This is a genomic window from Pseudomonas sp. YeP6b, from assembly GCF_025642995.1.
Classification (GTDB): Bacteria; Pseudomonadota; Gammaproteobacteria; order Pseudomonadales; family Pseudomonadaceae; genus Aquipseudomonas.
Genome location: NZ_CP080090.1, coordinates 932,397 through 954,998, shown reverse-complemented (window position 1 = coordinate 954,998; position 22,602 = coordinate 932,397). Strand labels below are relative to the sequence as shown.

The window sequence follows — 22,602 nt, the reverse complement described above, 5'->3', positions numbered from 1 at the left end:
TACGACTGAGGGCGCGCGTTGCCGCGCGCCTTTTGACTACAGCTTATAGAGCTACGACTGACAAATGGTCTGGGGGTTTAGCCCGAGTACGAATTCCCAGCAAAAAAAGCGACTTCTCCTACAGCTCAAGTCGACCAAACCATCAACAATGCACCAGTGTTACCCATGAACGGGTCGAAAATACCCACCATGGTGCAAAACCGCGGGCTTGAGAGGCTCGGTCTAGAGCCTCCGCAGGGAACAATCAATTCTGTTGATTATTACCATTGCGTTTATGAACTTTTATATCGACTTATCGAGAGTAGCATTAGCCCTGTACCCACTTTATCGCCCTCCCAAGGAGCAACCCTCATGAAACGCCAAATACTCGCTACCGTTCTGCTGTCTGTCCTGGCTTCCAGTGCTTTTGCCCTGCCAGCCGCTGAACAAGCTACCCCACAGAACAAAGCTCAAGCCGTGCAATCCAGCCAAACCGTGGCTCGCAGCGGTTCGCAAGAAGATGAAAACCGTGACTACGCCAAAGGCGCTGTTGCAGAAAACGGTTCGGAACACGCCAACAAACGTGCCTACACCGAAGGCGTTGCTGAAGGTGGCCGTGATCGCCTGGAACAGAAAGGTCTGGTAGAAGGCGGCGCTGAACAAGCCAACGACCGCGCATACACCCAAGGTATTGCCGAAGGTGGTGCTGATCGCCTGCAAGAACTGCATCAAGCTCAGAGCTAAGCCCGTGGTGGCCCAGAAAAAAGCCCGATCGACCGATCGGGCTTTTGCTTTTTTATAGAAACCACGTCACACCCCACACCACCAAGTTCGACGCCAGCGAAGCGGTTTTGCTAGAGTGCGTCGCTGTACTTGCCGACTAAGCCCGCCCGCCGATGCTGCCCCGCGCCGAACAGAAGCAACAGACCCGCCTCGCCCTGATGGATGCAGCCCGCCATCTGATGGAGTGTGGCCGTGGGTTCGGCAGCCTGAGCCTGCGCGAAGTGGCCAAGACCGCCGGGATCGTGCCGACCGGGTTCTATCGTCATTTTGACGACATGGACCAGTTGGGGTTGGTATTGGTCAGTGAAGTCGGCCAGACCTTCCGCGCCACGATTCGCCTGGTGCGCCACAACGAGTTCGTGATGGGCGGCATCATTGATGCGTCCGTACGGATCTTTCTGGATGTGGTCTCGGCCAACCGCTCGCAGTTCCTGTTCCTGGCCCGCGAACAATACGGTGGCTGCCTGGCTGTGCGCCAGGCCATCGGCGCATTGCGCGAAGACATCACCAGCGACTTGGCGGCCGACCTCACACTGATGCCCAAGCTCCAGCACCTGGATGCCGAAGGCTTGCACGTAATGGCAGACCTGATCGTCAAGAGCGTGTTCGCCACCCTGCCCGACATCATTGACCCGCCGGCCCAGGCCCTGCCTGCCCATCTCACGCCTCAGGCGAAAATCACCCAGCAACTGCGCTTTATCTTTATCGGCCTCAAGCACTGGCAAGGCCTGGGCAGCACCGAGTAAGCCGATCAGCCCTACGGGTGGAAGCGTTTGGCGCTGGTGTAGTTTTTTTTCCAGTAAGTGCTATTCAGCGAATCGATACGAACGCGCTTGCCGGTACTGGGCGAGTGAATGAATTTGCCTTCGCCCACATAAAGGCCGACATGGCTGACCTGGCCGCTCCCATTGCCTTTGAAAAACACCGCATCGCCCGGCATGAGAGCCTCTTTCGGGACGGTCGCGGCGCTTGAGCGATGCATCTGCGTGGTCGTGCGCGGCAGGCGAATATTGGCTTCGGTCTTGAACAGATAGACCAGGAAGCCGCTGCAATCAAACCCTTGATCAACCGTGGCTCCACGCCCGTTGTAAGGCGTGCCGAGCAACTCATGGGCACGATCAATCACATTATCGATGGAGGCAGCAGAACTGAAGACCACAGACGGCTTTAAATTGGCCGACGCCGGTATGACGGCGTAGGAGAGACTGACAATGACTGCATATAAAAATACTTGGAACATGGTCGACGTCGCTAAGAATTAAAGACGGCGCACATCGTAATGAAACAGCCCGTAACTTTTTGAGAGCCAAGTCTTGGTTATGCGTAAGACGCTTCCGAGAAAAAATCCAGTGCGAATCAGATGAAAGAAATTTCATGCTGCACTCAGTAGAACTCAACTCAAAACGCCCACATCCGGTGCTATAAATTCAATCACGCACCATTTGGATGCGCCGTAGGAATCAACTGACGCCCTATTCGGTGGCATGCCCATGCTTGCCTACAGGGTTTTCCCATTCGCACGTGCGGTTGGCAAGCCCCTTGCTCTAGCTCTTTTATCGCTCATAGCTGGAAGCCTCCTGATGCTGGTGATCCACCGCCGAATCGCCCCCCAAGCCCTCTGGGCCGCTGAACTGCTGCTGAACTTCGAAGCACGCAGCAAAAGCCGCCTGCGCTGTTTCAGTGCCGACGGTGAAGACGTCGGCCTGTTTCTGGAGCGCGGCCAACCGCCATTGCACGATGGCGAATACCTACAGGCTGAAGACGGACGTGTCGTACGCGTCGTTGCCCGCCCTGAACACCTGCTACACGTCACCTGCAGCAACGCGTTTGAACTGACCCGCGCGGCTTATCACCTCGGCAACCGCCATGTCGCCCTGCAAGTCGGCGACGGCTGGCTGCGCCTGCTTGATGACTATGTGCTCAAGGCCATGCTCGAACAGCTAGGGGCTCACACAGAAACCCTCGAAGCGCCGTTCCAGCCGGAACACGGCGCCTATGGCGGTGGTCATCACCATTCGCGCCACGGCGATGAAGACTTCAACTACCCGCCCAAGCTGCACCAGTTCGGCGTACGTCTATGAACCCAGCCTGGGCGCTGTTGCGCCTGGCCAGTCCGCAATTGCCGATTGGCGGCTACAGCTATTCCCAAGGCCTGGAAATGGCCGTGGACAATGGCCGCGTCAAGGATGCCGCCAGTGCGCGACGCTGGGTCAGCGACCAGTTGCTGCTCAACCTTGCGCGCTTCGAAGCGCCATTGCTGCTCGCCCATTGCCGCGCGGCGGCGGATGAAGACTGGCCGCATCTGGCGCAATTGTGCGAAGAACATCGCGCCAGCCGCGAGACCCGCGAGCTGTATCAGGAGAGCCGGCAAATGGGCTACTCCCTGCAACAACTGCTCAATGGCTTGCCGGAACTGGACGACGCCGCGCGCACATTTGTGCAGCAATGCGCCGAACCGCACCTGGCCCTGGGCTGGGCCCTGGCGGCGCGCGCCTGGCACATCAGCCCGGATGACGCCCTCGCCGCCTGGCTGTGGAGCTGGCTGGAAAACCAACTCGCCGTATTGATGAAGACGTTGCCGTTGGGCCAGCAGGCCGCCCAGCGCCTGACCAGCGAACTGCTGCCGCTGTTGCAACAAGCCCAGCAAGACGCCGGCCGCATCGACCCCAACCATTTCGGCAGCGCCGCGTTCGGCCTGTCCCTGGCGTGCATGGCCCATGAGCGCCAGTACAGCCGCTTGTTTCGTAGCTAGGGCCTTTAATTTTGGAGAAGCACATGAACACACAACCTTTGCGTGTCGGCATCGGCGGCCCGGTGGGCTCCGGCAAGACGGCCCTGACCTTGGCGCTGTGCCTGGCCTTGCGCGATCGCTACAACTTGGCCGTGGTGACCAACGACATCTACACCCGCGAAGACGCCGACTTTCTGGTGCGCAACCAAGCCTTGGCGCCCGAACGCATCATCGGCGTGGAAACCGGCGGCTGCCCGCACACGGCGATCCGCGAAGATGCCTCGATTAACCTCGAGGCGGTGGACCAACTCAACCGCCGCTTCCCCGGCCTGGACCTGATCCTGGTGGAGTCCGGCGGCGACAACCTGTCGGCGACGTTCAGCCCGGAGCTGTCAGACCTGACCATCTATGTGATCGATGTATCGGCCGGCGACAAGCTGCCACGCAAAGGCGGGCCCGGTATTTGCAAATCCGATTTGCTGGTGATCAACAAGATCGACCTCGCGCCGTTGGTAGGCGCCTCGCTTGAGCTGATGAACAGCGACACCCAGCGCATGCGCAACGGCAAACCCTTTGTGTTCAGCAACCAGAAAACCGGCGTCGGCCTGGATGAAATCGTCGCCTTTATCGAACGTCAGGGCCTGCTGACTGCTGCCTGATCCCACCCTAAAAAAGGAGCCTGTTCATGAGTCTCAACAAATTTCTCGCAACCGCTGCGCTGCTGCTCGCCCCAGCCCTCGCCTTCGCTCACCCCGGGCATGGTGATAATGGTTTGGTTGCCGGCATCAGCCACCCGTTGGGCGGTATTGATCACTTACTGGCTATGGTCGCGGTCGGCCTGTGGGCGGCGCAGCAAAAAGGCAACGCGCGCTGGGCCCTGCCTTGCACCTTTGTCGGCACCATGCTGATTGGCGGCCTGCTGGGCTTTGAAGGCCTGCAATTGCCGGCGCTGGAGAGCGGGATTGCTGCCTCGGTGCTGGCGCTGGGCCTGGCAGTGGCGCTGGCGGTGCGGCCGCCGCTGTTTGTGGCGGTGGGTGCTACAGCGCTGTTTGCGTTGTTCCATGGCGTGGCGCATGGCCTGGAACTGCCGGACATGTCCAGCCCGTGGGCGTATGCGGCTGGGTTTGTGGGCGCGACGGCGGTTCTGCATGCGGCGGGTTATGCCGTAGTGCGCTTCCTGCCGGCGGCCGCAGCGCCGCTGGTGCGGGTGGCTGGAGCGGCTTCGGCGGCGACTGGGGTTTGGTTGTTGGCGGGCTAACCTTGATCGTTCCCACGCTCTGCGTGGGAGCGCCGCCCAGGACGCTCCGCGTCCCAAAGCACGACGCAGAGCGTCACAAAATGCATTCCCACGCAGAGCGTGGGAACGATCAGCCTGCTACCATGCGCGCCTACACCCCTGCCGTGACGACGCCAGCCGATGCCCATCGCTCCAAGTTCCGCCTCCCAGCCTTCGTTGAACGCCGTGCTCACGCACTTCCATGACCTGATCGTGCCGCTCTGGCAGGGCCCGGGCTGGAATGCCGAGTTGGCGTTGCCCTATGAGGCGCTGGACGCCGATCACCAGCCATTGCCCCCGCAACGCTACCGCGCGATGGCCTGTGCCCGGCAGTTGTACCTGTTCGCCAGCCTGATCGGCGAGCCCGGTGCAACCTTTGTCGAAGAGCGCGCGGCGGCGCTGTTCCGTTCCCTGCAGCGGCACTTCCACGACGCCGAGCACGGTGGTTGGTTCTACAGCATCGACGCCCACGGCAAGCCGCTGGATAAGCGCAAAGACCTCTACACCCACGCCTTCATCATCTTCGCCTGTGCCCATTACTGGGCCAAAGTGCGTGAGCCGTTGGTGGAGTCGGTGCTCGACGCAGCCCTGGAAGTGGTCGCCGAACGCTTCGCCACCGGCGACGGCCTGTACGAAGCGGTGTTGGAACGCAATTGGTCGTCCCTCAAGTCCGGCCCGCTGCAAAACCCGCTGATGCACCTGGCCGAAGGTTTTCTCGCCACGCTGGCAGTGCGTGAAGACGCCGTCACGCAAGATGCGCTGCTGGACCTCGCCACCGCCATGCAGAAGCGCTTCATCGACCGCCAGCACGGCGTGATGATGGAAAAGCCGCTGGGCGCTGTGGATAACTGGTTTGAGCCGGGCCACCAGTTCGAATGGTTCTTTTTGCTCGAGTCTTCAGACGTACTGCGCGGCACGCCGCTGCATGCCTCGTTGACGCGGGCATTTGCCTACGCCGAGCTTAAGGGTGTGGATAAATTGAGCGGCGCGGTCAGCGGCATGCTTGCCCTGGACGGCACGGTGCGTGATGGCACTCAACGGATCTGGGCCCAGGCGGAATACCTGCGGGCACTGACCTTACGGCCTGAGAGTGAGGCGGTGCTGCAACGCCAATTGCTGGCGCTGCAACAGCACTTCCTGCATGAAAAGGGTTGGCATGAGTGCCTGGATGCCAAGGGCGCCGTGAGCCGACGGGATATGCCGTCGACTACGCCGTATCACTTGGCGACCTGCTATCAGGGGCTGACCTCAAAGGCCCTATCGTAGCGGTGCGACCTGTCGACAAGCCCGCTCCCACACTTGACCGCGTCCAACCGTTGGAATGCGGTTAACTGTGGGAGCTGGCTTGCCTGCGATAGCCTCACCTCGGTCTAACTGACCATCACGCAATCCACTTGCGATCCCCGGTAAAACTGATCGTCAGCCAGCGCGCCGCATCCGGCGTACCGAGCCCTGTGGATATCTCTTCGCGCAACCCATCAAGGGTTGCGACGCTGCCCACCGGGTAATCCGCCGGCAACACCACATGAATCTCGATAAACCGCGCCCGCCCGTGCTTTTGCACGTAGGACACGTAGTCGTCGAAACCATGCTTGGCCTGGGCCGCGTCCATCACTTCGCGCACCTTGTCGTCCAAGTGGTCCGGGGCAATCCCCAGCACTTCGCGCAACGCCGGGCGCAGGATCTTGAACGCCGGCGCCAGCATGCTCAGGGCCAACAGGATCAAAATCAGTGGGTCGACATACACCGCCCACTCGCCATAGCCTTGAGACTTGAGCAACAGCGCGGCAAGAAAGCTGATCAGCAAGCCCACCGAGAGCATCGCGTCCACCAGCCAACTGATGTTGTCGAACTGGATCAGCGAGGATTTCAGTTTGCGATTGCGGTAGCGCACGTAGAAGAAGTAGCCGAATTCGACGACGGTAAACACCGCCGCGTAAACGATCACCAGCCCTAACTCGATTTCGCGCCCGCCATTGATAATGCCGAACACGCCGTTGAGAAACGCGTAGATGGCGATCAGCAGCAAAAAGCTGCCTTCGATCAGCAATACCATCGGCTCCAAGTGCCAGTAGCCGAACTGGAAGCGCTCGTTGCTTTTCTTTGCGATCAGCTTGGCCGTGATCAGCATCAACACCTTGATGGCGGTGGCGATCAGCGAGAAAAAGCCGTCGAATAGAATGGATTGGGCGCCAGACATCACACCCGTGACAATCCCGGCGATCGCTACAGCGAACATCAGGATGGTCGATTGTTTGAGCAGTGCCTGCTCACCTCGGTTACTCACATTTCCTCCCGTCAAAACCTTTAAACCGCACAGCGCGGAGGGGTTTTCCGGAGTGGAGTGTACCTTATGTCTTGTTTTGGCCGATTTGACGCCTTCGCAGGCAAGCCAGCTCCCACATTTGGTCGGGTTCACACGGTCAAAATGTGGGAGCCGGGCTTGCCCGCGATGGCCGCAACTCGGTCTTAACCTTTAGCCCCACGCTCAATCGCAAACCCAGCCCACGTCTGGCTCACCGGCATCAGCTCCAACCGATTGATATTCACGTGCGCCGGCGTGTTGAGCACCCAGAAGATGGTGTCGGCGATGTCCTGTGGCTGGATCGGCTCGGCACCGGCGTAGGTCGCGTCGTAACGCGCCTGGTCACCGCCGAAGCGCACCAGTGAAAACTCGCTCTCGCACAGGCCTGGCTCGATGTTGGTCACGCGCACGCCAGTGCCTTGCAGGTCGCAGCGCAGGTTCAGCGAGAATTGCTTCACGAACGCCTTGGAGCCGCCATACACGTGGCTGCCTGGGTACGGGTAGCTGCCAGCGATGGAACCGAGGTTGATGATCCCGGCGCCACGGCCGTGGGCAATCAGGCGCGGCAGCAACAGGCTGGTGGTGGTCAGCAGGCCTTTGATGTTGGTGTCGACCATGGTTTCCCAATCGTCGAGGCTGCACTTAGGCGCAGGGTCGGTGCCCACGGCCAGGCCGGCGTTGTTGATCAGGCCACGCAATTTGGCAAAAGAAGGCGGCAGGTTGGCGATGGCGTCTTCCATGCCCTTGCGGTCACGCACGTCCACAACCAGGCCGTGTACTTCGGTCTGCTTGGAAAGCTCTTCGACCAAGGCATTCAAACGCTCGGCACGCCGGCCGGTAAGCACCAGTTTCCAACCGGCGTCGGCAAAACGACGGGCGCAGGCTTCGCCGAAACCTGAGGTTGCGCCAGTAATAAACAGCGTGTCGGACATGGTGTTCTCCTTGCGGGCATCGGAAAAAAAGTTGCCAGCAGAATGCCCTTACGCCGCGATTGCGGCAACCGCTAAGCACACAACTTCATGTACAGCTGATCATTTTTTAACCACGCCGAGCAGAGCCTTATACACCGTGGCCTGCAGCCATATGCGCGCAGGTTATCCACAGCTGCGCCCACAGTCTTTGGGGGCAAGTGTAAAAAGCCAAAAGCCGCTGTGTGCAAGGCCTGTAGGCAGTTTTAGAAAGTTTTTTGCTTGACCTTGGGCGGGGCGTATGTAGCCCCTTGTAAAGAGGGAAAATCTGAGCGATGGCTCCAGGCCAGTCATTCCGGCCTCTGTGGCAGTCTTTCCAGAGTTTAGTCACAGACTTATCCACAGGCTGAGGGGACATAAATCGGTCATATACCTGTGTCTTTAAACAGGTTGACAAAACCCTTGATCGGTCTCGAAAAACCAGCTGATCATAAAACAACCACCACGCTACAAGCCACGTGGTTAAAGGCTTTCAGCCAGCTACTCCCACGTTACCCACAGCCGGTTCCACAGCGAATGGGGACAAGTCAAAACTGTGACAAAACAGGGATTTGCGGCGGCTATATGTCGCGCTTTGGAGGGCGGCTGGATTTGTTTTCCACAATTTGCCGGGGAGCCTGTGGACACCCCTAAAAACAAGTGTGGGAACCGGCTTTATGTGGCAGCCGGTTCCCACATGGGTTATTGCATCAAGCCTTCAGATCAGTGCCCGCCGAGGTAGGCGTTGCGCACTTCCTCGTTCACCAGCAACTCCTTACCCGTGCCCGTCAGGCGAATCTCGCCGTTAACCATCACGTAAGCCCGGTCAGACAAGCGCAACGCATGGTTCGCGTTCTGCTCCACCAGGAAGATGGTCATGCCAGTGGCCGCCAGTTCACGCAGGGTGGCGAAGATCTGCTTCACCACAATCGGCGCTAAGCCCAGGCTCGGTTCGTCCAGCAGCAACAGCTTGGGCCGGCTCATCAGCGCGCGAGCGATGGCGAGCATTTGCTGCTCACCGCCAGACATGGTCATGGCGCGCTGGGTGCGCCGTTCCTTGAGCCGAGGGAACAGCTCGAACATACGCTGCATATCTTCCTGGGCGAATTTGTCACCAATCGGAATGGTGCCCATCAACAGGTTTTCCTCGACGGTCATGTCGGGGAACACCCGCCGCCCTTCCGGCGACTGCGCAATGCCGTTGGAGGCGATGTAGTGGGACGACTTGTGGGTAATGTCGACGCCGTTATAGAGAATCTGCCCGGACTCAGCGCGAGGCTGGCCGAAGATCGACATCAGCAGCGTGGATTTACCCGCGCCGTTGGAGCCGATCAGGCTGACGGTTTCGCCTTCGTTGATGTGCAGCGAGACTTTTTTCAGGGCCTGGATCGGGCCGTAAAACACGTCCAGGTCCTTCATTTCGAGGATAGGTGCACTCATACCAACTCCTCTTCGTCTGCGCCCAGGTAGGCGGCAATCACTTTCGGGTCGTTGCGGATCGCTTCCGGGCCACCTTCGGCGATCACGTTGCCGTGGTCGAGCACCACGATGTGGTCGGAAATGCTCATCACCATGCCCATGTCGTGTTCGATCAGCACCACCGTGAGGTCGTGTTCATCGCGCAGCAGGCGAATCATCGCGCTGAGCGCTTCGGTTTCCTGCGGGTTAAGGCCGGCTGCCGGTTCGTCCAGGCAGATGATCTGCGGCCGGGTGCACATGGCACGGGCGATTTCCAGGCGGCGCTGCTGGCCGTAGGAAAGCTCGCCGGCCAGGCGGTTGGCGCAGTCCACCAGGTCCACCACTTCCAACCAGTAGAAGGCGTGGTCGAGCGCATCGCTTTCGGCCTTGCGGTAGCCCTTGGTATTGAGGATGCCGGCGAGCATGTTGCGGTTGACCCACATGTGCTGGGCCACCAGCAGGTTTTCCAGCACCGACATTTCCTTGAACAGGCGAATGTTCTGGAAGGTCCGCGCCAAGCCTGCACGGTTCACCAGGTGGGTGCCGCCGAACATCTTGTAGTACACGCGGCTGAAGAAGCTTTTGGGCGACACGAAGTCGACAGCTTTGAAGCGTTCGCCGAGCAACTGAATCACGTTGGTCTGCTTGCCGCGTATGCTGAGTTCGATCTTGCCGCCACTGGCTTTGTAGAAGCCGGTGAGGCAGTTGAACACCGTGGTCTTGCCGGCGCCGTTGGGGCCGATCAAGGCGAAGATCGAGTTGCGTTCGACCTTGAGGCTCACATCGCTCAAGGCCTTGATGCCACCGAAGTGCATCATCAAATGTTCGACGGAGAGCACGACTTCTTTGCTCATGGCGCCACTCCTTTACGTGGTGTCACACCGGTACGGCTGATCCGGATCAGGCCGCGTGGCCGCCAGATCATCATCACCACCATCAATACGCCAAACAGCAGCACGCGGTACTCGGAGAAGCTGCGCAGCAGTTCCGGCGCCACGGTCAATACGAAGGCCGCAATCACCACGCCGACCGTCGAGCCCATACCGCCCAATACCACGATGGCCAGAATCAGCGCCGACTCGAAGAAGGTGAACGACGACGGGTTGACGAAGCCTTGATAGCTGGCAAAAAACACCCCGGCAAGACCCGCCGTCGACGCGCCGATGGTGAAGGCCGAGAGCTTGACCAGTACGTGGTTCAGGCCCATGGAACGGCAGGCGATTTCATCTTCGCGCAAGGCTTCCCAGGCGCGGCCGACCGGCATGCGGGTCAGGCGATGCTTGATGTACAGCACGGCCAGGACCACCAGGAACAGCACGATGTAGATAAACATGAACTTGATGTTGGGGTTGTAATCGAGGCCGAAGAACTCGTGGAACGGAATCCCACCTTCCTTGGCTTTACGCCCGAACTCAAGGCCCAGGAACGTCGGCGAAGGCACCGGCATACCGTTCGGGCCACCGGTAAACGACAGCCAGTTATTCAGCACCAGCCGGATGATTTCACCGAAGCCCAAGGTCACGATGGCCAAATAGTCACCGTGCATTCGTAGCACCGGGAAGCCGAGTATGCACCCCGCTAACGCCGCTGCGATGGCCGCCAGTGGCAGTACGCTCCAGAAGCCCAGGCCCAGGTATTGATAACCCAACGCCAAGCCGTAGGCGCCGATGGCGTAGAACGCCACGTAACCCAGGTCGAGCAAGCCGGCCAAGCCGACCACGATGTTCAGGCCCAGGCCGAGCAACACGTAGATCAGCCCGAGGATGACCACGGTGAGCAAGTACTTGTTGGCGAAGATCGGGAACACGATGGCGATCACGATCAGCGCCGGGATGATCCAGCGCAGTCGCGACTTGTAGTCCGGCGGCAGCACGTGCACGCCGGAGCTGCTGCTCTCGAACCCCTGCAGAATCTTCACGCCCTTGGGGGTTTGCAGGAACAGGCTTAAGGCAAAACGGCCGGCCATCACGATGGCGACCAGAATGGCCACGCGCGCCGGTTGCAGGTTGAAGCTGTAGCCGTCGAGTACCACGCCGACGATCGGACCGAACACGATCAACGAAATCAGCCCGGCGAGGACCGTATCGACCACACTTTTCTTGATATCGATAGATTTGGCAGCAGACATGTTTACACCTTCGCCACGAGCGGACGACCAAGCAGGCCCTGAGGACGGAAAATCAGAATCACCACCAGCAGAGAGAAACTGAACACGTCTTTGTAGTCAGAGTTGATCAACCCTGCGAACAGCGACTCGGAGATACCCAGGATGATCCCGCCGAGCATGGCCCCAGGCAGGGAACCGATGCCGCCGAGTACCGCTGCGGTAAATGCCTTGATGCCGATGATGAAGCCGGCATAGAAGTCGAACGTGCCGTAGTTCAGGGTAATCAGCACGCCGGCCAGGGCCGCCATGGCTGCACCAATCACGAACACGTAGGAGATCACCCGGTCGGTGTTGATACCCAGGATCGACGCCATCTTGCGGTCTTGCTGGGTGGCACGGCACATGCGGCCCAGCTTGGTGTATTTGATGATGTAGGTCAGCAGCCCCATGCCGAGAAACGCGGCCACCAGGATGAACACCTTGGTGTAGGTCAACTGCACGAACCCGCTGCCGATATCGACGCGCCAGGCGCCGGCCAGCAGGGTAGGAATCCCTTGTTGTTTCGCACCCTGGGCGATCTGCGCGTAGTTCTGCAGGATCAGGGAGATACCGATGGCGCTGATCAGCGGTGCCAGTCGGGTGGAGTTGCGCAGCGGTTTGTAGGCGACACGCTCGATGACCCAACCGTAAACGCCGGTGACGACAACGGTGAATATCAGGGTGCCGAGAATGAGCAGCGGGAAGGATTCGATGCCGAAGTAAGCCAGCAGTGCCAGACTGATCGCCGCGAGGTAAGCGGAAATCATATAAACCTCGCCGTGGGCGAAGTTGATCATGCCAATGATGCCATAGACCATTGTGTAGCCGATGGCGATCAGGCCATAGACCGACCCGAGAGTCAGACCGTTGACCAGTTGCTGCAGGAAAATACCATCCATAACGCAATCTCACGCGGTGAGCACCTGCACACCCGTGGGTGTGCGGCGCTTCTGGAGGAAAAGACAGATCTGTTGCCGGTCACGATGGGGCAGGCAACCAAGTTCCCTGTGGGAGCTGGCCTTGTGTGGGAGCTGGCTCCCACACAAGCCCGGCGCCCACAAGGTTCAGGGATGCCGGGTAGATCGCGTGATTACTTCTGCTTTTCCAGCTGGTGGTATTTACCGTCTTTATCCCACTGGTAAACCACGTAGTCAGAGACTTTCAGGTCGCCCTTGCCGTCCCAGGCTTTTTCGCCCATTACGGTTTTTACCGGGTTAGCCTTGAGCCACTTGGCAGCGTCTTCACCTTTGTTGGACTTGGCGCCGTTGAAGCCGGCAGCCAGGGCCTGGATCGAGGCATAGGCGTACAGGGTGTAGCCTTCAGGCTCGGTGCCATTTTTGCGGAACTCTTCCACCACGGTCTTGCTGTCTGGCAGCAGGCGCGGGTCGGCGCCGAAGGTCATGTAGACGCCGTCTACGTATTGCGCGCCGCCTGCGGTGGCGACCAATTCGTCGGTGACAATGCCGTCATCGGACATGAACTTGACGTCTTTGAGGCCGGCTTCACGAATTTGGCGAACCAGTGGACCGGCTTCCGGGTGCAGCCCGCCGAAGTAAACGACGTCGGCACCGGTGGAGCGGATTTTGGTGACCAGGGCGCTGAAGTCTTTCTCGCCGCGGGTCAGGCCTTCTTCCAGCACCGGCTTGACGCCACGCTTAGTCAACTGCTGAGCGGTGGCGTCAGCCAGGCCCTTGCCGTAGGTGTCTTTGTCGTTGATAACCGCGACTTTTTTGCCCTTGAGCACGTCGACGATGTAGTCGCCGGCGACGATACCTTGCTGGTCGTCACGCCCGCACATACGGAACACGGCGCCCAGGCCACGTTCGGTCACCTGAGGGTTGGTGGAGCCCGGGGTGATCATGATGATCCCCGCTTCGTCGTACACCTCGGAGGCCGGGATGGTGTTGGACGAGCAGAAGTGCCCGACCACGCCGATCACTTTGTCTTGGTCCGCCAGGCGGTTGGCTACCGCTACAGCTTGCTTGGGCTCACAGGCGTCGTCGCCGGCCACCAGCTTGATCTGTTCGCCGTTAAGCCCACCCGCTTTGTTGATGACGTCGGCCGCCGCTTGGGCCCCCTTCATGTACTGCTCACCGAAAGCTGCGTTGGCGCCAGTCATCGGCCCCGCTACGCCAATCTTCACATCAGCTTGAACAAACGCAGAAACACCCAGCGCCGCTGCAACGGCGAGGGCCAGAAAGCCTTTCTTGTAAAACGTCTGGGACATGAGTGGTGCTCCGAGGTTTTTGTTTGTTGGCATTCTTCATAAATAAAGAGCGAATTCACTGCGGACTTTCAACCAAAACTTTCAGGGAAAGCCCAGAGCAAGGCGCGTGCCATTACTTTTTTATTCTTCAAAAAGACACGGTGTCATTGTTATTACAGGCGTTTCGACTCCTTCTGCCAGGACGTGCAACCGTCTAGCATCGGAAGGTGCAACCAGCGAGCCTAAAAAGTACAACCCTGGCAGGTCGCACCTGCAACCAGTCGGATAAACGACAGTTCCTGCACCTGTAACAATGTGCGTAACGGAACTGCACATTTACAGTGCGTGATTGCTACGACTTGCACCAATACAGATTAGTAGCCTGCTAAGAAAATGCAGGCTTTTGCCATGTATTTCGCTGATCAGATCACGATCCGCAGGCATTGGCCCGCGTGATACAGCGAAAATCCAGCCTCATACAAGCAACTGCGCAGGCCCACTCCGGCCAGCGGCTGCATCGGTGCAAAGGGAATCGGCAACGCCTTGGGGTCCTGGTGACACAAATAGTCGGCAAATGCCTTGCCCACTACGCTGCCAGTAGTCACGCCACGCCCGTTGTAGCCCGTGACCGCCACCAAGCCGGGCGCCGGCTCGAACAGGCGCATCAGGTGGTCTGGGGTGAACGCGATGCAGCCGGTCCAGGTGAATTCCCACTGCACCGATTTGAGGTACGGAAAGTAGTGCTGCTGCACCCGGTCGGCCCACGCCTTGAGGAACCATGCCGGTTTCTGGTTGCCGTTGCCCAGGCTGCCAAGCAACAGTCGGCCGTCAGCATCGCGGCGGATGCTGCTGAGTACCTGGCGTGTGTCCCACGAGCCTTGCCCGCCGGGAAGGATCTGTTTGGCGGCGTCGTCGGTCAGCGGGGCCGACGCGACTTGGTAGTAATAGCCAGGGAAGAAATTGCGCCGCAGCTCGGTCCACTCGCCTTCGGTGTAAGCATTGGAGGCGATCACCACCTGTGCAGCCTGCACAGAACCCTGCGCGGTCTGCACCGACCAGTGTAAACCCTGACGTTCCAGCTGGGTGACAGGGGAATGGTCGAAAAGCTGCCCGCCCAGGCCGACCGCCGCATTGGCCAAGCCACTGGTGTAGGCCATCGGGTTCAAGGTGCCGGCGCGCCGATCCAGCAGGGCGGCGGCAATCTTCTTAGTGCCCGTGGCTTGCTCGCACGCCTGCCCGGTCAGCAGTTCAACCGGCGCGCCACGGCGCCTCCATTGTTCTTCTCGACTGCGCAAATCCGCCTCGCCACGGGCGTTATGCGCCATGTGCAAAGTGCCCTCGCGGCGTAATTGGCAATCGATGCTGTATTTGTCGATCAGGCTGAACACCAGCGACGGCGCCGCGCCCAACATGCGGTTGAGCTGGCTGCCCACCGCCTCGCCAAAACCGGCTTCGATCTCATCCGGCGGGATCCACATGCCGGCGTTGACCAGCCCCACGTTACGCCCCGAACCACCATGGCCGGTGCGATGGCCCTCAAGCACGGCGACGCTTTGACCCTGTTCCAGCAAGTGAATAGCCGCCGACAACCCGGTGATCCCGGCGCCGATCACGCACACATCCACCTTGACCTCGCCCTTGAGCGCGGCCCGGTCCGGGCGGCCGGGGGTGAGGTGTTCCCATAAACACGTTTCGCGTAATGGCATTGCCAGACTCCGGAGAGGACCTAACAAACAACTATTATTTTGAATTGCAAACCCAACCAACTGTGGGGGCTGGCTTGCCTGCGATGCAGGCACCTCGGTGCATCAGGTACACCCAGGTGATGCTATCGCAGGCAAGCCAGCTCCCACATTTTGATCTCACTGCGACTTGAGGGATCAGTCGAAAGTAATACCCTGCGCCAGCGGCAACTCCAGCGAGTAGTTCACGGTATTGGTCTGGCGGCGCATGTACCCGCGCCACGCGTCCGAACCCGATTCACGCCCGCCACCGGTCTCTTTCTCACCACCAAACGCGCCACCAATCTCCGCGCCGCTCGGGCCGATGTTGACGTTGGCAATGCCGCAGTCACTGCCCACCGCCGACATGAACTGCTCGGCTTCACGCACATCGGTGGTGAAGATGCACGACGACAGGCCTTGTGGCACGGCGTTGTTCAGGCGCAGGGCTTCGTTGAAGTCGCTGTAGCCGATCACATACAGAATCGGCGCGAACGTTTCGGTGCACACCACGTCGCTTTGCTCGGGCATTTCCACAATCGCCGGTGACACGTAGTAGGCATTCGGGAATGTTTCTTCCAACTGACGCTTACCGCCGAACACCTTGCCGCCTTCGCTCAAGGCTTGCTCCAGGGCGTCCTGCATGTTTTCGAAGCTGTGCTTGTCGATCAGCGGGCCGATCAGGTTGCCTTCCAACGGGTGGCCGATGCGCACTTTGGAATAGGCCGCCTTGAGGCGGGTGACGATTTCTTCTTTGACCGATTCATGCGCGATCAACCGGCGCAGGCTGGTGCAACGCTGGCCGGCAGTGCCGACGGCGCTGAACAGGATGGCGCGCACGGCCATGTCCAGGTCGGCGCTTGGGCCGAGGATCATCGCGTTGTTGCCGCCCAGCTCGAGGATGCTGCGGGCAAAACGGGCGGCGACTTTCGGCGCCACTTCGCGGCCCATGCGCGTACTGCCGGTGGCGCTGATCAGCGCCACGCGCGGGTCATCCACCAGGGCAGCGCCGGCGTCACGGCCGCCGATAATCACTTGGCTCAGGTACTCGGGGGCATCGGTGAATTTCTTCAGCACGCGCTCAAAGAGCGCCTGGCACGCCAAAGCGGTGAGCGGGGTCTTTTCCGACGGTTTCCAGATCACGGCGTTGCCGCACACCAGCGCCAGCGTGGTGTTCCACGCCCACACCGCCACCGGGAAGTTAAAGGCGCTGATCACGCCGACCACGCCCAGCGGGTGCCAGGTTTCACGCATGTGGTGGCCCGGGCGCTCGGAGGCGATGGTCAAGCCGTACAGCTGGCGGGACAGGCCGACGGCGAAGTCGCAGATGTCGATCATCTCCTGCACTTCGCCCAGGCCTTCCTGGGTGATCTTGCCGGCTTCCCAGGACACCAGCTCGCCCAGGTCGGCCTTGTATTCGCGCAACACATCGCCAAATTGGCGCACCAGCTCGCCGCGACGCGGTGCCGGCACCTTGCGCCAGGCGTCGAATGCATGCTCGGCGCGACTGACCTGCTGCTCCACCTCGGCGGCACCTTCCCAGTGCACGCTAGCGATACGGCTGCCATCAATCGGCGAATGCACGGGTTGTTTACCCGACTGGTACAGCGCCGGGTTTACCCCGAGACGATCAAGCAATGCGGCAACCATGGGTCACTCCTTCAATCCACAAACAGAAAAATTGCGCCGCGGCCCGCACGGCGATCCAGACCTTATTTGTAGCTGGCCCAAGACTTGCCAACAAACGACGATTAGGCGAGATATCATTCCGTTTATTCATGCATAGAATAAAAAGAGGCGTGCCGTGCTGAACAAAAGACATTTGCCCTCGATCACCGCCCTGCAGTGTTTCGAAGCCGCCACCCGCCACCTGAGCTTCACCCGCGCCGCCGAGGAGCTGAACCTGACGCAAAGCGCGGTGAGCAAGCAGGTGGCGCAGTTGGAAGAATTGCTCCAGCACCTGCTGTTTCGCCGCGTGCGCCGCCGCTTGCAGATGACCCCGGCGGGCGATTTGTACCTGGTGGAAGTGCGCAAGATCCTCACCCAGGTGGAGATGTCCACTCACTACTTGCGCTCCTACGGCGGCGAGACCGAAGTACTGCGCGTGTCCACGCCCTACACCTTTGGCGCACGCTGGCTGGTGCCGCGCCTCAAGGGCTGGCGCCTGCGTCACCCGCAAATCCATTTGGACCTGTGCAACGAGCAGGAGCCCGACGAACTGCTGCAAGGCAAGGCCGACATGGCCTTCTACTTCGGCCAAGGCTCACGCCCCGGCACCGAGAGCCTGAAACTGTTCAGCGAGGAGTTGGTGCCAGTGTGCGCGCCGGAAAGCCTGCCCGCGCAGCCGTTCACCGATCCCACGCAGCTGAGCGACCTGGTGCTGCTGCAAAACGCCTCGCGGCCGCAGGGCTGGCATGACTGGTTTGCCAGCCAGGGCTTCCACACCGAGCACAGCTACCACGGGCCGCGCTTTGACACCTTCTATATGTGTATTCGGGCAGCGCAGGTGGGCTGCGGTGTGGCGCTGCTGCCGCGCTTTCTGGTGGAAGAAGAACTGGCGGACGGCAAGCTGGTGATCCCTTGGCAGCATGCGTTGCCGAGCCAGGATGCGTATTACCTGGCGTATCCGGAGCATTCGGCGGAAGTGCCCAAAGTGCGGGATTTTGTGAAGTGGATGATGGAGCAAGTGGTTTAGCGCCAGGAATACCGCCATTGCAGGCAAGCCAGCTCCCACATTTTGAATGCATTTCAAGTGTGGGAGCTGGCTTGCCTGCGATGGCCATCGGTAACTACACATCTTTTTATGGGTTGAATTCTTTGGTTGTCGCGGGGCCGCTGGGTACATATCCGTTGCTGCGGTAACGGCTTCGTAAGGTTCCGCTCTTACAGCGGGTCACTTTTGGAAAAGAGCCCCAAAAGTAACCAAAGGGCTCTTGCCCCACCACTCGGCACCTCGCTTAGGCTCGGTGTGCCCTCACTCCGGCTTGAATCCGTGGGCCGCCGCCATGGGCCATCCTTGGCCCATCGCGGCTAACCCGGCGTCCTGCCGGGTTACCCACGGATTCAAGCCTGCGTGCGGCCAGCGTGGTTTAACGGGGCGCCTCAGATCAAGATCAAGATCAAGATCAAAAGCAAGAGCACGGCGGCCTAGTAGCCGACCTGAGTGGTTGAAGCAAAAGCAGGGCAAAAGCACAGCAAAAGCAGATCTGCTTTTCTGTGGGAGCTGGCTTGCCTGCGATGCAGACACCTCGGTCCATCAAGTACACCGAGTTGATGCCATCGCAGGCAAGCCAGCCCCACATTAGATTGATGTTCAGTTTCAGAGATCAGGTCGGCTGTCAGGCCGCCTCGGCTTCGCTTTTGATTTGCTTCAACCACTCAGGTCGGCTACCAGGCCGCCGTGCTCTTGCTCTTGATTTTGATCTGAGGCGCCCCGTTAAACCACGCTGGCCGAACGCAGGCTTTTGAGCGTGGGTAAACCGGCAGGACGCCGGTTTAGCCGCGATGGGCCAAGGATGGCCCATGGCGGCGGCCCACGGTCCAAAGCCTGCGTGAGGGCACACCGAAGCGTGAGCGAGGTGCCGAGTGGTGGGGCAAGAGCGTTTTGGTTACTTTTGCGCTCTTTCAAAAGTGACCCGCTGTAAGAGCGGAACCAATAGCAGCCGTTACCCAAATAACGGATATGCACCCAGCGCCCCCACGACAACCAAAGAATTCAACCCATAAAAAGATGTGTAGATACCTATGCTGCGATGGCGCCAGTGGCCACTCCCAAAAAAATCACTGGCAAAACCCCACAGGTCTATGCGCCACTAGCGCCATTCCTTAATTGTGCGTAAAGGTCGGCGCCCATCGCCGACCCGTCTGGAGATTCCCGTTATGAGCGAGAGTGTGTTTGCCGATCGCATCGTGCAGAACCTGCTCGACACCGACTTCTACAAGCTGACCATGATGCAGGCGGTGCTGCACAACTACCCGAACGTGGAAGTTGAATGGGAGTTTCGTTGCCGCAACAGTGAAGACCTGCGCCCGTACCTGGCGGAAATCCGCTACCAGATCGAGCGCCTCGCCGAACTGAGCCTGAGCCCCGACCAGCTTGGTTTTCTTGAGCGCATCAGCTTTATGAAGCCGGACTTCTTGCGCTTCCTCGGGCTGTTCCGCTTCAACCTGCGCTATGTGCAAACCGGCATTGAAAACGGCGAGCTGTTTATCCGCCTGCGCGGGCCATGGCTGCATGTGATCCTGTTTGAAGTGCCAATGCTGGCCATCGTCAGCGAAGTGCGTAACCGCTACCGCTACCAGACCGTGATCCTCGAGCAGGCCCGCGAGCAGCTGTACCGCAAGTTCGATTGGCTGACCGCCAACGCCAGCAGCGACGAGCTGTCGGAGCTGCAAGTGGCTGACTTCGGCACGCGCCGACGCTTCTCGTACCGAGTGCAGGAAGAAGTGGTGAGCGTGCTAAAGCACGATTTCCCCGGGCGCTTTGTCGGCACCAGCAACGTGCACCTGGCCCGCGAGTTCGATATGAAGCCGCTCGGCACCATGGCCCACGAATGGATCATGGCCCACCAGCAACTCGGCCCACGCCTGATCGACAGCCAGATTGCCGCCCTCGACTGCTGGGTACGCGAATACCGTGGCCTGCTGGGCATCGCCCTGACCGACTGCATCACCACCGACGCCTTCCTCGGCGACTTCGATTTGTACTTCGCCAAGCTGTTCGACGGCCTGCGCCATGACTCCGGTGACCCGATACAGTGGGCCGAAAAAGCCATCGCCCACTACCACAAACTCGGCATCGAGCCGATGAGCAAAACGCTGGTGTTCTCCGACAGCCTGTCGCTGCCCAAGGCTCTGGAGATTTTCCGCGCGTTGCGCGGTCGCATTAATGTCAGCTTCGGCATCGGCACCAACCTGACCTGTGACATTCCAGGGGTTGAGCCGATGAGCATCGTGCTTAAAATGACCGCCTGCAATGGCCAGCCCGTCGCGAAGATCTCCGATGAAGCAGGCAAGACCCACTGCACCGACCCGAATTTCGTCGCCTATTTGCGCCACGTTTTTAAAGTACCTGCCCTACCTAGCAAGGAGTGAATCATGCAAGCCGTACAGCGTGAGATTGCGCAGCAGCTCAAGGTCCAAGCGCCCTTCAACGACCAGGCCGCCCTTGAGGCCGACGTTGCCCGACGCGTGGCTTTTATCCAGGATTGCCTGCGCAATTCCGGGCTCAAAGCATTGGTGTTGGGCATCAGCGGCGGCGTTGACTCCCTGACCGCAGGCCTGCTGGCCCAACGGGCGATACAGGAACTGCGCGCCAGCAGCGGTGATGAGGCCTACCGTTTTATCGCGGTACGCCTGCCTTACGAAACCCAGTTCGACGAAATCGACGCCCAGGCATCGGTGGACTTTATCGAACCGGACGAGCGCCACACCGTGAACATCGGCCCGGCGGTGAAATCCCTGGCCAATGAAGTGGCGGCGTTTGAAGGCAAGGCGGCGGTGTCGCGTGACTTCGTACTGGGCAACACCAAGGCGCGCATGCGCATGGTGGCGCAGTACACCATCGCCGGCGCGGCCGGCGGCCTGGTGATCGGCACCGACCATGCGGCGGAAGCGGTGATGGGCTTTTTCACCAAGTTCGGTGATGGCGCGTGCGACTTGGCGCCGTTGAGCGGGCTGGTGAAAAACCAAGTACGCGCCATTGCCCGGCACTTTGGTGCACCGGAGTCGTTGGTTGAGAAGATCCCGACTGCCGACCTTGAAGACCTGTCGCCAGGCAAGCCGGACGAAGCGTCCCACGGCGTGACCTACGCCGAAATCGATGCCTTCCTGCAGGGCGAACCGGTGCGCGCGGAAGCGTTCAAGATCATCTGCGACACGTATCGCAAGACTGAGCACAAGCGGGTCATGCCATTCGCGCCGTGAGGTAGATCGCTATCGCAGGCAAGCCAGCGCCCACAGTTGGAATGCACTCCCCTGTGGGGGCTGGCTCGCCACAAGGTATTCAACGCCCACAAAAAAGCGCCCCGCAAGGCGCTTTTTTTTCGACCAGGGTTGGCTTATTTGACGGTCACAGTGCCTTTCATCATCGAGATGTGGCCTGGGAACGAGCAGAAGAACGCGTAATCCGTACCCGCTGCCAGCTTCGACACATCGAAGGTCACGGCGTCTTTTTCGCCGGCACCGATGATCTTGGTGTGGGCGATGATGCGGGTGTCGCCTTCTTTCAGGTAGTTCTTGTCGATACCGGCAGCCATGCCGTCGCTGGCGACGCCAGGCATGTCGGCGGCGGAGCTCAGCACCCAGTTATGGCCCATGACGTTTTTCGGCAAGCTACCGGAGTGAGTCAGCTCAACGGTGAACGTCTTGCAGCTTTTATCGATTTCAATGGCCTTGGTGTTAAAGGACATTTGGTCGGTAGAGTCGACGGTGACCTTGCACTCTGCAGCAAGCAACTGGCCGCTCGCCAGAGTCAGCAGGGAAACAGCAACGAGTTTGGCAAACATGTGAATCTCCAAGGCAGGGTTTAATAAACGCATATTGCGACAAGGGTGCCTCAAGCAGGCTTAAATTCTTATGATCTGAATCAACAGATTGTATACAACTTTAGGCTATCAGACTGATCAGCACAATCTACCAGCCAACCTTCGGCCCGCGGTTTATGATCGGCTCACCCCCCTTGGAGCCTGCGCCATGCACCTCAACCAACTGTTCAACGGCCTGCTGGCCGCGTACGCCTGCGGTAAGTGAAGGCCAAGCGAGGTGCTAAGCTGCTACCATAGCGACCCAAGGCAGCTGCGCGCCGCCCCACCCTCACCTTCGACCCTAGAGGATCGCCCATGGCCAAACCTAATTACTCCTTCGCCAAACGTCAGAGAGACTTGGCCAAGGAGCAGAAGAAAGAGGAAAAGCTGCAACGCAAGAAAGCCACTGCAGATGAAGAAGCTGGCGCACTGAACCCGGATGCTGAAGGTGAAGTGGCGACTGATGAGACTGAGACACCGAAAGACCCGGCGGAATAAATTCTGTTGAGGTGAGCAGGCCCTCCCT

22 protein-coding genes are annotated in these 22,602 nt (G+C 59.7%); 11 read left to right on the top strand and 11 right to left on the bottom strand.

Annotated features, from left to right (window positions below; all coding sequences use genetic code 11):
* Positions 1-351 precede the first annotated feature (351 nt).
* Positions 352-723, top strand: a complete 372-nt coding sequence (locus KZH41_RS04200) for a hypothetical protein (protein WP_094949752.1) — start codon at positions 352-354, stop codon at positions 721-723.
* 152 nt (positions 724-875) lie between these two features.
* On the top strand, positions 876-1,508 hold the full coding sequence (locus KZH41_RS04195) for a TetR family transcriptional regulator (protein ID WP_053254084.1): 633 nt from the start codon (positions 876-878) through the stop codon (positions 1,506-1,508).
* A gap of 11 nt (positions 1,509-1,519) precedes the next feature.
* Here the strand turns inward: KZH41_RS04195 and KZH41_RS04190 are convergent, their stop codons facing one another.
* Complete coding sequence (locus KZH41_RS04190) at positions 1,520-2,002, bottom strand: C40 family peptidase (protein WP_094949751.1); 483 nt, start codon at positions 2,000-2,002, stop codon at positions 1,520-1,522.
* Between the two features lie 340 nt (positions 2,003-2,342).
* Between KZH41_RS04190 and ureE the strand changes: the two genes are divergently transcribed.
* From ureE to KZH41_RS04165, 5 genes are all read left to right on the top strand, one after another.
* Complete coding sequence (gene ureE, locus KZH41_RS04185) at positions 2,343-2,843, top strand: urease accessory protein UreE (protein ID WP_242154139.1); 501 nt, start codon at positions 2,343-2,345, stop codon at positions 2,841-2,843.
* Positions 2,840-3,514, top strand: a complete 675-nt coding sequence (locus KZH41_RS04180; RefSeq protein ID WP_094949749.1) for an urease accessory protein UreF — start codon at positions 2,840-2,842, stop codon at positions 3,512-3,514. The genes ureE and KZH41_RS04180 overlap by 4 nt, the downstream gene beginning before the upstream one ends.
* Before the next feature lie 23 nt (positions 3,515-3,537).
* Positions 3,538-4,152: an urease accessory protein UreG gene (gene ureG, locus KZH41_RS04175; RefSeq protein ID WP_017849719.1), complete on the top strand. Its 615-nt coding sequence runs from the start codon at positions 3,538-3,540 to the stop codon at positions 4,150-4,152.
* Between the two features lie 26 nt (positions 4,153-4,178).
* Entirely contained in the window at positions 4,179-4,751 is a 573-nt protein-coding gene (locus tag KZH41_RS04170; protein ID WP_094949748.1) for a HupE/UreJ family protein, read from the top strand.
* Between the two features lie 159 nt (positions 4,752-4,910).
* Positions 4,911-6,035, top strand: a complete 1,125-nt coding sequence (locus tag KZH41_RS04165) for an AGE family epimerase/isomerase (RefSeq protein WP_094949747.1) — start codon at positions 4,911-4,913, stop codon at positions 6,033-6,035.
* A 115-nt stretch (positions 6,036-6,150) separates the two neighbouring features.
* On the opposite strand, the gene KZH41_RS04160 is transcribed toward KZH41_RS04165, so the two are convergent.
* The 9 genes from KZH41_RS04160 to KZH41_RS04120 form a co-directional block, all read right to left on the bottom strand.
* Positions 6,151-7,056, bottom strand: a complete 906-nt coding sequence (locus tag KZH41_RS04160; protein ID WP_242154130.1) for a cation diffusion facilitator family transporter — start codon at positions 7,054-7,056, stop codon at positions 6,151-6,153.
* Positions 7,057-7,238: 182 nt separating this feature from the next.
* On the bottom strand, positions 7,239-8,006 hold the full coding sequence (locus KZH41_RS04155) for an SDR family oxidoreductase (protein WP_094949745.1): 768 nt from the start codon (positions 8,004-8,006) through the stop codon (positions 7,239-7,241).
* A gap of 738 nt (positions 8,007-8,744) precedes the next feature.
* Positions 8,745-9,461, bottom strand: a complete 717-nt coding sequence (locus tag KZH41_RS04150) for an ABC transporter ATP-binding protein (RefSeq protein ID WP_094949744.1) — start codon at positions 9,459-9,461, stop codon at positions 8,745-8,747.
* Positions 9,458-10,333, bottom strand: coding sequence for an ABC transporter ATP-binding protein (locus KZH41_RS04145; protein WP_094949743.1), 876 nt, complete (start codon positions 10,331-10,333; stop codon positions 9,458-9,460). The genes KZH41_RS04150 and KZH41_RS04145 overlap by 4 nt, the downstream gene beginning before the upstream one ends.
* Positions 10,330-11,607, bottom strand: coding sequence for a high-affinity branched-chain amino acid ABC transporter permease LivM (gene livM, locus KZH41_RS04140; RefSeq protein ID WP_242154126.1), 1,278 nt, complete (start codon positions 11,605-11,607; stop codon positions 10,330-10,332). The genes KZH41_RS04145 and livM overlap by 4 nt, the downstream gene beginning before the upstream one ends.
* Positions 11,608-11,609: 2 nt before the next feature.
* On the bottom strand, positions 11,610-12,524 hold the full coding sequence (locus KZH41_RS04135) for an ABC transporter permease subunit (RefSeq protein ID WP_094949741.1): 915 nt from the start codon (positions 12,522-12,524) through the stop codon (positions 11,610-11,612).
* Positions 12,525-12,715: 191 nt separating this feature from the next.
* Positions 12,716-13,852: a branched-chain amino acid ABC transporter substrate-binding protein gene (locus KZH41_RS04130; RefSeq protein ID WP_094949740.1), complete on the bottom strand. Its 1,137-nt coding sequence runs from the start codon at positions 13,850-13,852 to the stop codon at positions 12,716-12,718.
* Between the two features lie 401 nt (positions 13,853-14,253).
* Positions 14,254-15,537, bottom strand: coding sequence for an NAD(P)/FAD-dependent oxidoreductase (locus KZH41_RS04125; RefSeq protein WP_263274424.1), 1,284 nt, complete (start codon positions 15,535-15,537; stop codon positions 14,254-14,256).
* Positions 15,538-15,711: 174 nt separating this feature from the next.
* Positions 15,712-17,202: an aldehyde dehydrogenase family protein gene (locus KZH41_RS04120; protein WP_094949738.1), complete on the bottom strand. Its 1,491-nt coding sequence runs from the start codon at positions 17,200-17,202 to the stop codon at positions 15,712-15,714.
* Positions 17,203-17,356: 154 nt separating this feature from the next.
* On the opposite strand from KZH41_RS04120, the gene KZH41_RS04115 reads away from it, so the two are divergent.
* From KZH41_RS04115 to nadE, 3 genes are all read left to right on the top strand, one after another.
* The gene (locus KZH41_RS04115) at positions 17,357-18,247 is read left to right on the top strand and encodes a LysR family transcriptional regulator (RefSeq protein ID WP_094949737.1); all 891 of its coding nucleotides are present in this window, start codon (positions 17,357-17,359) and stop codon (positions 18,245-18,247) included.
* 1,184 nt (positions 18,248-19,431) lie between these two features.
* Positions 19,432-20,646 (top strand): nicotinate phosphoribosyltransferase, encoded by a 1,215-nt coding sequence (gene pncB, locus KZH41_RS04110; protein WP_094950950.1) that lies wholly within the window; start codon positions 19,432-19,434, stop codon positions 20,644-20,646.
* A 3-nt stretch (positions 20,647-20,649) separates the two neighbouring features.
* Entirely contained in the window at positions 20,650-21,477 is an 828-nt protein-coding gene (gene nadE / locus KZH41_RS04105; RefSeq protein WP_263274423.1) for an ammonia-dependent NAD(+) synthetase, read from the top strand.
* A 134-nt stretch (positions 21,478-21,611) separates the two neighbouring features.
* Here nadE and azu read toward each other — a convergent pair whose 3' ends face one another.
* Positions 21,612-22,058: an azurin gene (gene azu / locus KZH41_RS04100; protein WP_094950952.1), complete on the bottom strand. Its 447-nt coding sequence runs from the start codon at positions 22,056-22,058 to the stop codon at positions 21,612-21,614.
* A gap of 333 nt (positions 22,059-22,391) precedes the next feature.
* Here azu and KZH41_RS04095 point away from each other — a divergent pair, with 333 nt between their 5' ends.
* Complete coding sequence (locus KZH41_RS04095) at positions 22,392-22,574, top strand: hypothetical protein (protein WP_064450422.1); 183 nt, start codon at positions 22,392-22,394, stop codon at positions 22,572-22,574.
* Positions 22,575-22,602 lie beyond the last annotated feature (28 nt).